This window comes from Ruegeria sp. CDSA246 (assembly GCF_059611225.1).
Window position 1 is genome coordinate 24,447 of sequence record NZ_JBXWPD010000001.1, and the last position, 13,398, is coordinate 37,844.

At 58.4% G+C, this 13,398-nt stretch carries 16 protein-coding genes; 12 read left to right on the top strand and 4 right to left on the bottom strand.

Annotated features, from left to right (window positions below; all coding sequences use genetic code 11):
* Window positions 1-182: 182 nt before the first annotated feature.
* The 6 genes from AC2FI9_RS00115 to AC2FI9_RS00140 all read left to right on the top strand — a co-directional run bounded on the left by AC2FI9_RS00115 (window position 183) and on the right by AC2FI9_RS00140 (window position 4,718).
* Window positions 183-887 carry an endonuclease/exonuclease/phosphatase family protein gene (locus AC2FI9_RS00115; RefSeq protein ID WP_496764489.1) on the top strand — a complete coding sequence of 235 codons (705 nt, stop codon included), beginning with the start codon at window positions 183-185 and terminating at the stop codon, window positions 885-887.
* Window positions 888-958: 71 nt separating this feature from the next.
* Entirely contained in the window at window positions 959-1,372 is a 414-nt protein-coding gene (locus AC2FI9_RS00120; RefSeq protein ID WP_496738406.1) for a Fur family transcriptional regulator, read from the top strand.
* Window positions 1,373-1,508: 136 nt separating this feature from the next.
* On the top strand, window positions 1,509-2,390 hold the full coding sequence (locus tag AC2FI9_RS00125) for a DMT family transporter (RefSeq protein WP_496764491.1): 882 nt from the start codon (window positions 1,509-1,511) through the stop codon (window positions 2,388-2,390).
* A gap of 145 nt (window positions 2,391-2,535) precedes the next feature.
* Complete coding sequence (gene eno / locus AC2FI9_RS00130) at window positions 2,536-3,813, top strand: phosphopyruvate hydratase (protein WP_058271864.1); 1,278 nt, start codon at window positions 2,536-2,538, stop codon at window positions 3,811-3,813.
* Window positions 3,814-3,859: 46 nt separating this feature from the next.
* Window positions 3,860-4,399 carry a GNAT family N-acetyltransferase gene (locus AC2FI9_RS00135; protein ID WP_496754304.1) on the top strand — a complete coding sequence of 180 codons (540 nt, stop codon included), beginning with the start codon at window positions 3,860-3,862 and terminating at the stop codon, window positions 4,397-4,399.
* Window positions 4,400-4,550: 151 nt separating this feature from the next.
* Window positions 4,551-4,718: a hypothetical protein gene (locus AC2FI9_RS00140; protein ID WP_186437364.1), complete on the top strand. Its 168-nt coding sequence runs from the start codon at window positions 4,551-4,553 to the stop codon at window positions 4,716-4,718.
* 48 nt (window positions 4,719-4,766) lie between these two features.
* Here the strand turns inward: AC2FI9_RS00140 and AC2FI9_RS00145 are convergent, their stop codons facing one another.
* The 3 genes from AC2FI9_RS00145 to mazG form a co-directional block, all read right to left on the bottom strand.
* Window positions 4,767-5,216, bottom strand: coding sequence for a GNAT family N-acetyltransferase (locus AC2FI9_RS00145; protein WP_058277590.1), 450 nt, complete (start codon window positions 5,214-5,216; stop codon window positions 4,767-4,769).
* On the bottom strand, window positions 5,213-6,154 hold the full coding sequence (locus AC2FI9_RS00150; protein ID WP_496764493.1) for a nucleoside hydrolase: 942 nt from the start codon (window positions 6,152-6,154) through the stop codon (window positions 5,213-5,215). Before AC2FI9_RS00150 ends, AC2FI9_RS00145 begins: the two co-directional genes overlap by 4 nt.
* A 63-nt stretch (window positions 6,155-6,217) precedes the next feature.
* Complete coding sequence (mazG, locus tag AC2FI9_RS00155) at window positions 6,218-7,075, bottom strand: nucleoside triphosphate pyrophosphohydrolase (protein WP_496765336.1); 858 nt, start codon at window positions 7,073-7,075, stop codon at window positions 6,218-6,220.
* 66 nt (window positions 7,076-7,141) lie between these two features.
* Between mazG and AC2FI9_RS00160 the strand changes: the two genes are divergently transcribed.
* The 4 genes from AC2FI9_RS00160 (at window position 7,142) to AC2FI9_RS00175 (ending at window position 11,014) form a co-directional block, all read left to right on the top strand.
* The gene (locus AC2FI9_RS00160) at window positions 7,142-8,305 is read left to right on the top strand and encodes a M20 aminoacylase family protein (protein ID WP_496764495.1); all 1,164 of its coding nucleotides are present in this window, start codon (window positions 7,142-7,144) and stop codon (window positions 8,303-8,305) included.
* 12 nt (window positions 8,306-8,317) lie between these two features.
* Window positions 8,318-9,286, top strand: coding sequence for an agmatinase (speB, locus tag AC2FI9_RS00165; RefSeq protein ID WP_496764497.1), 969 nt, complete (start codon window positions 8,318-8,320; stop codon window positions 9,284-9,286).
* Between the two features lie 62 nt (window positions 9,287-9,348).
* A complete protein-coding gene (gene speB, locus AC2FI9_RS00170; protein ID WP_496764500.1) occupies window positions 9,349-10,296 on the top strand; it encodes an agmatinase in 948 nt (315 codons plus the stop codon).
* Window positions 10,297-10,615: 319 nt separating this feature from the next.
* On the top strand, window positions 10,616-11,014 hold the full coding sequence (locus AC2FI9_RS00175) for a DUF1499 domain-containing protein (RefSeq protein ID WP_496764502.1): 399 nt from the start codon (window positions 10,616-10,618) through the stop codon (window positions 11,012-11,014).
* Here the strand turns inward: AC2FI9_RS00175 and AC2FI9_RS00180 are convergent.
* A complete protein-coding gene (locus tag AC2FI9_RS00180) occupies window positions 10,955-11,242 on the bottom strand; it encodes a hypothetical protein (RefSeq protein WP_496764504.1) in 288 nt (95 codons plus the stop codon). The genes AC2FI9_RS00175 and AC2FI9_RS00180 overlap by 60 nt on opposite strands.
* A 63-nt stretch (window positions 11,243-11,305) precedes the next feature.
* On the opposite strand from AC2FI9_RS00180, the gene prfA reads away from it, so the two are divergent.
* Both prfA and prmC read left to right on the top strand, forming a co-directional pair.
* Complete coding sequence (gene prfA, locus AC2FI9_RS00185) at window positions 11,306-12,361, top strand: peptide chain release factor 1 (RefSeq protein ID WP_058277596.1); 1,056 nt, start codon at window positions 11,306-11,308, stop codon at window positions 12,359-12,361.
* Complete coding sequence (prmC, locus tag AC2FI9_RS00190; protein WP_496764506.1) at window positions 12,358-13,203, top strand: peptide chain release factor N(5)-glutamine methyltransferase; 846 nt, start codon at window positions 12,358-12,360, stop codon at window positions 13,201-13,203. The genes prfA and prmC overlap by 4 nt, the downstream gene beginning before the upstream one ends.
* The last annotated feature ends 195 nt before the right edge of the window (window positions 13,204-13,398 follow it).

Genomic DNA, 13,398 nt, shown 5'->3' on the forward strand with positions numbered 1-13,398 from the left:
TCCACGGGGATAGAGTATCGGCACCCCGTTGATCAAGCGCAGCATTCCTGATCTCGCGATCTGCCGAATTTTCGGGCAAATGGTCAGGATAATCAGCGTTAATTTATCGACCTTAGAAAGACTGGGGTTGCACCCCACAACCAGCATGGCACTTTGGGAGTCGACCATTTGATCGGAACCCTATGTCGCCTCGTTCAACCCTGCGGATTGCAAGCTATAACATCCAGAAATGCGTGGGCTTGGATTTTCGCCGCCAACCGCAGCGCATCATGCAGGTCATTGAAGGCATGCAGGCTGATATTGTGGTGCTGCAAGAGGCCGACAAAAGGCTGCCGCCGCGACCCGCGGCCTTACCGCATTTCATGTTGGATGAAGCCGGTTGGCAGATTGTCGATCTGGGGGGCGCAGGCAGCTTGGGCTGGCACGGCAACGCCGTCATCTGGCGCGGAGACAAAATCGACGTGCGCAAGACCGGTCACCATGATTTGCCTGGGTTGGAACCCCGCGGTGCCGTGCGGGTAGAGTTCGATACCCAGATCGGGCCGCTTCGGGTGATGGGGATGCATCTGGGCCTTCTGCCCGCTTCTCGGCGGCAGCAGATTCACCAGCTCCGGCGCTGCGATGAGGATCTGGATCAGATGCCTACCGTATGGGCCGGAGATTTCAACGAGTGGTCGCGCCAGCCAGTGCTCGATCATCTTGCACCCGACATGCGATTTTTACCCCCGGTTCCCAGTTTCCCCGCTGCACAGCCTCTGGGCGCACTGGATCGGATCGCGCTGGGCGCTGGGCTTGAGGCCGTGGTGCATGGCGTCCACAAAGCGCGGCCTGCGCATATCGCATCAGATCACCTGCCGATATGGGCTGATCTTCGCCGGGTTGCTTAGGCGCAATTCCCCTGTGGCGCCAGCGGCGCAGACGTATTAAGACAGAAACCCGAACTACTCTGAGGGTCACTATGTCCGACACGATCATCGCCCGCTGCGAAGCCAAAGGTTTGCGCATGACGGGTCAGCGCCGCACGATTGCTCAGGTGTTGCAGCAAAGCGATGACCATCCGGATGTAGAAGAGCTGTATGCGCGCGCCTCAAAAGTGGATTCGGGTATCTCGATTGCCACGGTCTATCGCACCGTAAAGCTGTTCGAAGAGGCAGGGATTCTGGAGCGGTTGGAATTCGGTGATGGGCGCGCCCGCTATGAAGATGCCGAGAGAGACCACCACGACCACCTGATCGACATGCAGTCGGGGGAAGTGATCGAATTTGTCGACCCCGAGATCGAGGCCCTGCAGGAAAAGATCGCAGCCAAGCTTGGGTACAAGCTGAAAGGGCACCGGCTGGAACTGTACGGCGTGCCGCTGGAACAAGACTGATTCATCACGAAACGCGATTGGTTGCCGCACGGCAATTCATGAAACATGTCGCAATATCGCTTGCGGCGTCGCCGATGTTACGGTTTTGCTGACTTAAGGTCGCGGAATTTCCCGCGCCATTTCAACGGACACGCGTATGAACAACGTACACGGCATCTTGCTGATCATCGGATCGATGGCGGCCTTCGCGCTTGAGGACATGTTCATCAAGCATCTGTCGGTCACTGTCCCTACGGGCCAGATCATGATCGCATTGGGGTTGGTATGTGGACTGGTATTCGTCGCGATGTCGTTGACCACGCGCAAACGCATCCTAGATCCGGTGGCGTGGCAAGGCCTGCCGCTGGCGCGGGCAGCGACAGAAGCGGTTGGTGCCCTGACCTTTGTCACTGCGCTGTCTCTGGTCGAGTTGTCTACGGTTGCCGCCGTATTTCAGGCCATGCCGCTGGCCGTGACCATGGGCGCCGCGCTATTTCTGGGCGAGCAAGTCGGTTGGCGACGTTGGAGCGCCATCGGGATCGGCTTTATCGGTGTCCTGATGATTATTCGTCCGGGTCTGGAGGGGTTCCAGCCCGAGTCGCTGTTCGTGGTGGCGACCGTTATTGCGATCGCCGCACGTGATCTGATCACACGCAAGCTGGACGTCCGTGTGGCCTCGTCCGTTGTTGCCATGCAGGCGTATATCGCCGTTGCCCTTGCCGGGGTGGTTCTGATGGTATTTTTGGCTCAGCCCATTGTCCCGCTGCAGAACGCCCAGATTGGTCCGTATCTGGGGGCAATCGGCTTTGGCGTCCTGGGATATTACGGCATCGTGACGGCCATGCGGATCGGTGAGGCCTCGGCCCTGACACCTTTCCGGTACAGCCGGCTCGTGTTTTCCATCGCGGCAGGGATGTTGATGTTTGGCGAACGGCCTGATTTGATGACTGTGGCCGGTGCCGCGTTGATCCTCGGCTCTGGCATGTACACCTTTGTTCGCGAACGCAGGTTGGCGCGTGACATGGTGGTTGCAGCCTGACGGATCGTCGCACGTTGGCGCAAACACGTGGCTGTTAGCCCTAAACGCCCATGAATATGCCCGTTAGCGATAACATCGCTGGTTTACTTTTGGCCCGGTAATGTTATGAGGCATGCAACCAAATGCAGCCATAGGGACGGGCCTCATGAGCACCATCATCGACATCCACGCACGCGAAATCCTGGACAGCCGGGGCAACCCAACCGTCGAAGTGGACGTGATTCTGGAAGACGGCACCATGGGCCGTGCTGCTGTGCCTTCGGGTGCGTCAACCGGTGCGTATGAGGCGGTGGAAAAGCGTGACGGTGATAAATCCCGCTATATGGGCAAGGGTGTGCTTGAAGCTGTCGCCGCTGTGAACGGTGAGATCGCCGAAGAACTGGTCGGCTATGACGCGACCGAACAGGTGGCCATCGACGGTGCGATGATCGAACTGGACGGGACCGAGAACAAGAGCCGTCTGGGCGCAAACGCCATTCTGGGCGTCTCGCTGGCCACAGCCAAGGCTGCGGCAGATTTCACCACGCAACCTCTATATCGCTACGTCGGCGGTACGTCGGCCCGCGTCTTGCCGGTACCGATGATGAACATCATCAACGGCGGCGAACATGCCGACAACCCGATCGACATTCAGGAATTCATGATCATGCCGACCTCGGCCGCGAATATCCGTGAAGCCGTGCGCATGGGCTCGGAAGTGTTCCACACGCTGAAGAAAGAACTGTCCGCCGCTGGTCTGAACACTGGTATCGGTGACGAAGGTGGGTTTGCCCCGAACATTGCGTCCACCCGTGAGGCGCTGGATTTCATCCTGAAGTCCATCGAAAAAGCGGGCTACAAACCGGGCGAGGAAATCCACCTTGCGCTGGATTGTGCCGCAACCGAATACTTCAAAGACGGCAAATACGTGCTGGCGGGCGAGGGGATCTCTCTGAGCTCGGACGAGAATGCGGCTTACCTGGCGGCTTTGGTCAATGACTACCCGATCATTTCCATCGAAGATGGCATGTCCGAAGATGACTGGGACGGCTGGAAAGCTCTGACCGACATGATTGGCGACAAGGTGCAGCTGGTGGGCGACGACTTGTTCGTGACCAACCCCGTGCGTCTGGCCGAAGGGATCAAGCGCGGCTGTGCCAACTCGATGCTGGTCAAGGTGAACCAGATCGGATCGCTGACTGAAACACTTCGTGCCGTCGATATGGCGCACCGTGCACGGTATACCAACGTGATGTCGCACCGCTCGGGCGAAACCGAGGATGCGACCATTGCCGATCTGGCGGTTGCGACCAATTGCGGTCAGATCAAAACCGGCTCGCTGGCGCGGTCGGACCGGTTGGCCAAGTACAACCAGCTGATCCGCATCGAGGAATCGCTGGGTGAAGTTGCGGAATACGCAGGCGCGTCGATCCTTCGCAACTGAGGTCAATAATGCTAGACTGATCCTCGTGTTTTTCGAGGATCGTGTTTTGCTTAAAGTTATCGAAGCTGAAACGCCGGACCACTTTGATGAGGTTCGGCGTTTGTGTTGGGAATATCGCGACTTCCTGCTGACGTTGGACGCCAAGTCCGTGCGCGTCGTAAAGACCTTTTATCCCCGCGACGTTTATGCCCGGCTGATGGACGAGATCGAAGTCGAACACGCCCCACCGGGCGGTGGTGTGCGGCTGGTACTAAAGGATGGACATGCCGTCGGGTGCGGAATGTTCCGGACAATCGGGCCGGGCATTGCCGAAATAAAACGGGTGTTTGTAAATGACGCCGCCCGAGGGACGGGGGCAGGGTATGCGGTTATGATGTCCTTGATTGAACAGTGCCGTGAACAGGGGTTTGACTGCATTCGCATGGACACGGGCAAACCATTGGAATCGGCAACGCGTCTATACCTGTCGATGGGCTTCCAACTGCGCGACGCATATTCCGAGATTCCGGAGATCGCGAAAGACACGTTGTTGTTTTTTGAGATGCCTTTGCCCGGTGCTCAGGCAGAAAACTCGCAAATTGAGTGATTTTTTTTCAAAGTCTTACGCGTTGTTATCGCTTGTAAAAATCAAACTTGTTAGAAATACACCTACATAAATTCAATTTTGTGTGAACTTTTACCTATTTGTCCGATCCCGGTGTCTCGTAATGTGCCTGCATTACAGAAAGGGAAACGACATGACTGGTTCGAAAATCCTTCTCGTAGCTTCAGTGATCAGCACTGTATTTTTGGCGGCCTGTGCAGGGCCTGGCACTTATCCGATCACCGGGGAGGCGGTGTCCGCAAGTGACCCGGTTCTGGGTATGGAAACGCCGTCATACATGTATCGCGGTGAAGCCCGGTAGGGCCTTCACGGGGGGACGGGCGGCGACGCCCGTAAGTATCTGACCGATTTAGAGCTTTCGGCTCATCAAGACATAGCGATCGCGCGGTTTGAAGCCGGTGCGCAAGTAAAGCTTATGCGCAGCCTCGTTCGTGCGATCGACTTCCAGGTGAAGGGCGGTCAGGCCAGCTTCGGCCAGGGCTTTGGGCAGGTCAAGCAGAACTTCGGTGGCGATGCCACGGCCGCGCACGGCCGGGCGGATGTAGATTTCGTCTATGAATCCGTCCATGCCGCCGAACTCGACCGACCAGCCGAACGTCAAGATGGCATAGCCCAGCGGCGCACGTCCTGGACCGATCAGGTAGACGCAACCGTGGGGAATACCCTCTAGCAAGGGGGTCAGCGCATTGCGGGTCTGGTCCATGTCCTGCGCGATCCCGGCTTCGGTGTGGAACGCGGTCACCAGGCCCATCAGGCGGTCCAGATCTTCGGGGCGCGCGAGGCGAAGTGCAGCGCTCATAGCCGGGCCAGCCGTTCGGTCAGCAGCGCAAAGAAACCGTCAGCGTCGACTTCTCCCATGAACATCGCATTGGGCGGATGGTCGGTCACGCGCCACCAATCGGCGACGGTCATACCCATCGTCAGTTCGGACTGCGTTTCGATCTGTACGTTGATGTGCCGGCCCGTGAACAGCTCCGGCCGGATCAGATAGGCGGTCACGCACGGGTCGTGCAGCGGCGCGCCTTCCGAGCCGTATTTCTCTATATCGAAACGTTCGAAGAAATCCGTCATCTCGGCCACGGCATGACCGACTTTACTGTCGAGCGCGCGGAAGGCGTCATTGCGGTGCTTCGTGACCAGCGCATCGTGGGTCACGTCTAGCGGCATAACGACGACATGAACGCCGGATTTAAACACAATATCAGCAGCTTCGGGATCGACGTAGATGTTGAATTCCGCCGCTGGGGTGATGTTGCCGACCTCAAAATACGCACCGCCCATCAGAACGATTTCCTGGACCCGATCAACAATATCAGGCGCTTTTTGAAAGGCGGATGCGATATTCGTCAGCGGGCCAAGCGGGCAAAGTGTGACGGTTCCAGGCTCATGTGCGCGCAGGGTGTCGATGATGAAGTCGACCGCGTGCCCGTCAGCCAGCGGCATTTCCGGATCTGGCAGGACGGGACCGTCGAGGCCGGTCTTGCCGTGCACATGTTCCGCGGTGACCAGAGGGCGGTTTAGCGGGCGGTCACACCCGGCATAAACAGGGATATGCGAGTGGCCGGCCAGTTCACAGACGATCCGCGCATTCTTAGCCGTCAGTTCCAGTGGCACGTTCCCGGCAACGGCGGTAATGCCCAGAACATCAATCTCTTCCGGGCTTGCCAATGCCAGCAAGATGGCGACTGCGTCGTCCTGCCCGGGATCGGTGTCGATGATGATCTTGCGCGGTGCCATGCTTTGCCTCCGGGGTATTGAAGCGCGGACACTCGCAAGTGTCACCACGCTTGTCCAGCGGTTTCAGACCTCGGTCGTCGCACCTACCGGCGGGAGTTTGCCATTGGCGCGGTGCTCTTCAATTTTGACCTCGTCCCACAGCGCATCCATTTCTTCGAGATCGCTTTGAGATGGTGTTTTACCGCGCGCAGCCAGCCGCGCTTCTACTTGCTCGAACCGGCGGGTAAACTTGGCATTGGTGCGGCGCAGGGCGGCCTCGGGTTCGATGCCCAGATGACGGCCCAGATTGACCATCACGAACAGAAGATCGCCGAATTCATCCTCCAGCGCGTCTGCGTCCTTAGCATTGCGCGCTTCCTCCAGCTCTGCAGCCTCTTCCGTGATCTTGGCCAGCACATGGTTGGCATCAGGCCAGTCAAACCCCACGCGGGCCGCGCGTTTCTGCAGTTTGTGCGCGCGCAACAGGGCAGGCAGGTTGGCCGCGACACCGTCCAGCGTCCCTTTCTGTTCCTTGCCGGCGCGCTCAGCCGCCTTGATGGTTTCCCAATCCACGGTCTGCTGGTCCGCTGATTTATCGCGGGATTCATCGCCAAATACATGCGGGTGACGGTCGACCATCTTGTCCGACATGGTCTGCACCACGTCCTGAAAGGTGAAATGCCCGGCTTCCTCGGCCATTTGTGCGTGAAAAACCGACTGGAATAGCAAATCGCCCAGCTCGCCTTTCAGCTCATCATAGGCTTCGCGCTCGATGGCATCGGCGACCTCATAGGCCTCTTCGATCGTGTAGGGGGCGATGGTGGCAAAATCCTGTTCGATATCCCACGGGCAGCCCGTTTGCGGGTCACGCAGACGGCGCATGATTTCCAACAGGCGCTCGATACCTGCATCGCTGTCGTGGATCAGAGGATTTTCGGCCATTGCGAACCCTTTCGTTCCGGTGTCAGATGCATCCATTCCGCAGTCCCGATCAGGAGTCCACCCCAGATGCCCGTCGTCAACCGAATTGCCGATTACTCAGCCGATATGGCCGCATGGCGCAAACACTTGCATTCGATCCCCGAGTTGGAGTTCGAATGCCATGAAACGGCAGCGTTCGTAGCGGACCGTCTGCGCGAATTCGGAGTGGACGAGCTGCACGAAGGTATTGCCAAGACCGGGATCGTCGCGATCATTAACGGGCGGGGTGACGGGCCGACGATCGGTCTGCGTGCTGACATGGACGCGCTGCCGATCCCTGAAGAGACGGGGGTCGAGTACGCCTCGACCAAGCCGGGCAAGATGCACGCCTGCGGCCATGACGGGCATACCACGATGTTGCTGGGTGCTGCGCGCTATCTGGCCGAGACACGGAACTTTCGTGGCCGCGTGGCGCTGATCTTTCAGCCTGCCGAAGAGGAAGGCGGCGGTGCGGGCGTGATGGTCGAAGAAGGCATCATGGACCGGTTCGACATCTCTCAGGTCTATGCGCTGCACAATGCGCCAAACCTGCCCGTTGGCGCGTTTCACACCACTCCGGGGCCGATCATGGCGGCTGTGGATACGTTTGAGATACATATTCAAGGCGTTGGCGGCCATGGCGCCATGCCACATGAAACCAGAGATCCGGTAATGGCGGCCTGTGGCATCGCGCAGGCGATTCAAACCATCGTCAGTCGCAACCATTATGCGCTCGACGATCTGGTTGTCTCGGTGACACAGATTCACACCGGGACAGTGAACAACGTGATCCCCGATACGGCTTTCATCAACGGCACTGTCCGAACCTTCGATCCAAACGTTCAGCAGATGGTGATCGAGCGTATGGAGCAAATCGTACAGGGGCAGGCGACCTCATACGGAGTCGAGGCGCGGCTGGATTACGAGAAGAACTACCCGGCCACGATCAACGATGGCGAAAAGGCCGGATTTGCCGCCGAGGTGGCCCGCGACGTGTCCGGGGCCGAGCGTGTGGTGGGCAACATGGGCCGCGAAATGGGGGCCGAGGATTTCTCGTACATGCTGCAATCGCGCCCCGGCGCCTATCTGTTTTTGGGGCAGGGCGAGAGCGCCGGGCTGCACCATCCGAAATACAATTTCAACGACGAGATCGCGCCGGTTGGCGCTTCGTTCTTTGCACGGATCGTCGAAAAGGCGCAGCCGCTGGGCTGACGGGGGGAAGACATGGCACTGGAAGACGCAAAAAATCAGGTTGATGAGGCATTTACCAATCCTGATCTCAAGGGGTTGTCCTACGAGAATACCTTTGGCGGCGCGACTTCGTTCCTGCGCCGTCTCTATACCAAGGACTTGAAAGGCGTGGATATCGCCGTCACAGGGGTGCCCTTTGATCAGGCGGTGACGAACCGACCCGGCACCCGACTTGGCCCCCGTGCCATCCGTGAGGCCAGCGCGCTGCAATCGCCGGATGCGCCCTACGGCTGGCCGTTCGATGCGCTCAGCGAGCTGGCGATCGTGGATTATGGCGACATGGCCTATGATTATGCCAATATCCCGGCCTTTCCCGACACACTGACCGACCACATCCGCACTATTTTGACCGCTGATGTGTCTTCGGTCACGTTAGGCGGGGACCACTATATCAGCTTCCCGATCCTCAAGGCCTATGCCGAGAAATACGGACCGATGTCTCTGCTGCAATTCGATGCGCATACCGACACTTGGGCCGATGACGACATGTCCCGCGTGGATCACGGGACGATGTTCTACAAGGCGGTGAAATCCGGCATCGTGGACCCGAAACGCTCGGTTCAGGTTGGTATCCGCACGACCAACGAGGATACTCTGGGCGTCAACATCATCGACGCGCGCGAAGTCTACGAATCCGGCCCCGCCGCCGTGGCGAAAAAGATCAAAGGTATTTTGGGCGACAGCCCGGTCTATCTGAGCTTTGACATCGACGGCCTGGACCCGGCCTTTGCCCCCGGCACCGGCACGCCCGTTTGGGGCGGACTGAGTTCCATTCAGGCGCAGATCATCCTGCGCGACATTGCCGGGATTAACATCAAAGGCGGGGACGTGGTCGAAGTGTCGCCGCCCTACGACACGTCAGGTGCCACGGCCATTGCAGGTGCTCATGTGGCGACTCAGATCATTTGCCTGCTGGGGTGGAACAAGCTGGTGCAGGATTAACCTTTGGTTAGCCATCTTTCCGGTATTTGATTAACCAAAAGCCGGACGGGAGAAATACGGGCATGACAGACTTTAACCAACCGATCAGTGGCAATGATCTGGCGCGGTTTTCGGGGCCGAACACATTCATGCGGTTGCCGCAGGTAGACTCGCTGGCGGGTCTGGATGTGGCCGTGCTGGGTATCCCGATGGACATCGGCACTTCTTGGCGGTCCGGTACGCGGTTTGGACCGAAACAGATCCGCAGCGAAAGTGCGATGATCCGGCCCTATAACATGGCCAATTCGGCCGCTCCGTTCGACAGCCTGCAGATCGCGGATATCGGGGATCTGGCGATCAATACGTTCTCGCTGGCCGACAGCCTGAAGATCATCAAGGAAAGCTACGATTCAATTCTCGATCAGGCGGTGATCCCCGTTGCGATGGGCGGCGATCATTCGATCACGTTGCCGATTTTGCGCGCCATTGCGGCCAAGCACGGGCCGGTCGCCCTGGTGCATGTGGATGCTCATGCGGACGTGAATGAAGAGATGTTTGGCGAGCGTGAAACGCACGGCACTGTCTTCCGCCGTGCCTACGAAGAAAATCTGATCGTCCCGGATAAAACCTTTCAGATCGGCATTCGCGGTTCGGGTTACGCGGCCAGCGACTTTACCGAGGCGCAGGACTGGGGCTTTCGCCAATTCCCGGCGTGGGAGCTGTGGCAGCAGAACCTGACCGAGATCGGCTCACAAATCCGCAAAACGATCGGCGACCACCCGGTATATATCACCTATGACATCGACAGCCTGGACCCAGCATATGCCCCCGGCACCGGAACACCGGAAATCGGTGGGCTGACCACGCCGCAAGCCCTGCAGCTGATCCATGCGCTGGCAGGCGTGAACGTGGTCGGATGCGATCTGGTCGAGGTGTCGCCGCCATACGATCCGTCAGGAAATACGGCGCTCACAGCGGCCAATCTGTTGTTTGAGCTGCTGTGCATCCTGCCAGGCGTGACGTCGCGCTAGGGGCAGGTAATTAGTGTGATCTACCTATTTGCAATCAGGGTCTATACCAGAGCTGTAGTATTCCGAATTGCTATTTGAGGGGCTACGATCCTGAGAACTTCTATTTTTCGAGAAGTGCATGTAAAGCATGAAAAATACAAACGGGATAGCGACCCATGCAAGTTCCTCAAAAATCCAGATTACGATCTCCATGAAGAATTCCTTTAGCCCTAGCGCGCGTGTTTGTGTTGTAGTTTATTCAACCGTGAGCGTTTGTCACCTTGCCCAACAAAGATGAGGGCTCGACCTGTAGACTGGCGGAATAACCTTGGACAAAAAGATGATGGTTTGGGTAATCGTTGGCCTGCTGGTTCTATTCGGGGTATACATTCGGCTTGCCCCCTCAGACCCGGAGAAATGGCATATTGCGCCGGTCGGCGATCAAGACCGTGATCTTGATGGAGGTGTTGTCCGCGTGGTCGAAACGGGGCCGGATGGCTTGCTGCGGCTGAATGCGTTCGCACGTGTTTCAGACCGAACATCAGTGCTGGCCGGGTCTGTTGATGAAGGAATGATTACTTACATCACGCGTACGAAAGTGATCGGCTTTCCGGACTACACGACAGTGCAACAGGACGGAGACACGCTTCGCATCTATGCTCGTCTCAGGTTTGGCCGGTCAGATTTTGGGGTAAATCGCGCTCGTGTTGATGAGTGGCTTGCTCTGTTGCAGCCCTGAGGACAAGCACCCCTCCTGAACCTCGCGCCACATCGGTACGTTCAGAGACATCTGGCATTGCGCCATGAACATGCGGCCATCGACCTGGAGGCAGATCATCTCGCCCAGTTCGACGCGGGTTCCGGATTTGTCGGTGCAATAGCAGTCCTGAACCTTGCCGCCGGGGCCGACCACGTCGGCCAGGGCGGGCGTTACGAGCAGTGTAAAACCAAGTATCAACCGTTTCATGTGCATTAGCCTAGCATAGTGAGGGGCCTTGACCAAAGGGCCGGATTGATAGACACCGCCCGGATGATCCCCGAAGAACGACTTGAACAGATAACCCAGCGATTCCAGTACCTCGAAGCGGCCATGGCAGATGGTGCCTCGGGTGGGGATATTGCGGCCTTGGCCAAAGAATATTCCGACCTCAAACCGGTTGTGGATCAGATCATGGCATGGCGTCAGTTGGTGGCCGATCTGGCCGAGGCCGAGGCGATGCTGGCCGACCCCGACATGAAAGAATTGGCGGAAGAAGAAATTCCCGCGTTGAAGACCCGCATCCCCGAATCCGAACACGCCTTGCAGCTTGCGCTGTTGCCGCGTGATGCGGCGGATGCGCGTCCGGCGATGCTGGAGATTCGTCCCGGAACTGGCGGAGATGAGGCCGCATTGTTCGCCGGGGACCTTCTGCGCATGTACCAGCGCTATTCCGAGGCGCGTGGATGGAAGTTTGAGATTATCGAAGAACAGGCTTCGGATCTGGGCGGGATCAAGGAGGTCGTGGCCCATATCAAGGGCGAGAACGTGTTTGCCCGGATGAAGTACGAATCCGGTGTGCACCGGGTACAGCGCGTGCCGGAAACCGAAAGCGGTGGGCGCATTCATACTTCGGCTGCAACGGTCGCGGTTTTGCCCGAGGCCGAGGATGTGGACATCCAGATCGACGCCAATGATATCCGCATCGACACTATGCGCAGTTCAGGTGCGGGGGGGCAGCACGTGAACACAACGGACTCGGCGGTTCGGATTACCCACCTGCCGACGGGGATAGTTGTAACAAGCTCGGAGAAATCGCAGCACCGCAACCGCGAGATTGCGATGCAGGTGCTCAAGACCCGGCTGTATGATCAGGAACGTCAGCGGATCGACAGTGAACGGTCGGCCGATCGGGCCAGCCAGGTGGGGTCGGGGGATCGATCCGAGCGGATCAGAACCTACAATTTCCCGCAGGGGCGCATGACCGATCACCGCATCAATCTGACGCTTTATAAGCTGGATCAGGTGATGCAGGGCGATTTGGATGAGGTGATCGACGCGTTGACTGCCGACGATCAGGCGCGGCTGCTGGCCGATATGGCGCAATGATCGCCGCACTGACAGCAGCACAGGCGATGGTCGCGGCTACAGCGCGATTACGGGCGGCTGGCGTGGCTGACCCGGCGCGGGATGCGCGCGTTCTGCTTGCCCATGCGGCGCGGATCGAAGCCAGCCGGGTCACTCTGATTGCGCCCGAAGAGCTGTCTCCTGAGGTTGCAGAGCGTTATGATCAGTTGATCTCGCTGCGTGCGGTGCGTGTTCCGGTGTCGCATCTGTTGGGCGAGCGTGAGTTTTATGGCCGACGGTTCCGTGTCAGTCGCGATGTGCTGGACCCACGGCCGGAAACCGAAGCGCTGATCGAAGCCGCGCTCAGCGAACCGTTCGATCATGTTCTGGATCTGGGGGTCGGATCAGGTTGTATCCTGATCACGTTGCTGGCCGAACGGGCCAGCGCTTCGGGCGTGGGCGCGGACCTGAGCGAGGCCGCCTGTCTGCAGGCCAGCGCAAATGCAGTGCAGCATCAGGTACAGAGCCGGGTGGAAATTCTGCAATCGGACTGGTTTCAGAATATTGACGGCCAGTTTGATCTGATCGTTTCGAACCCCCCCTACATTTCACTGCAAGAAATGGCCGACCTTTCGCCAGAAGTGCGCGTGCATGAACCGCGCATGGCGCTGACGGACGAAGGGGACGGGCTGGGTGCCTATCGCCGCATCGCCGCGGGTGCGCCGGACTTTCTATTGCCCGGCGGTCGTCTGCTGGTGGAAATCGGGCCAACGCAGGGGCAAAGCGTCGCGGCTTTGTTCGAGTCGGCGGGTTTGACAGCCACAAGGATCATTCCCGATCTGGACGGCCGCGATCGCGTCGTTTTTGCCAAAATGCCGCATTAAAGCGGCAACCTGAGGCCGAAATACGCCGATTAATGTAAAAAAGCTGCGATTTTTGGGACAACCCCCTTGTCTGTACGCACAGGACGTGTTTACTCAACTCCAGTCGGAGGGCTGACGCTGGTTCAGCGGGCCCCGGACGCCAAGCCCAAAATAGTCGACATCGCGTCACAGCTAAGCTTTTGAGCAGTGCAGGAT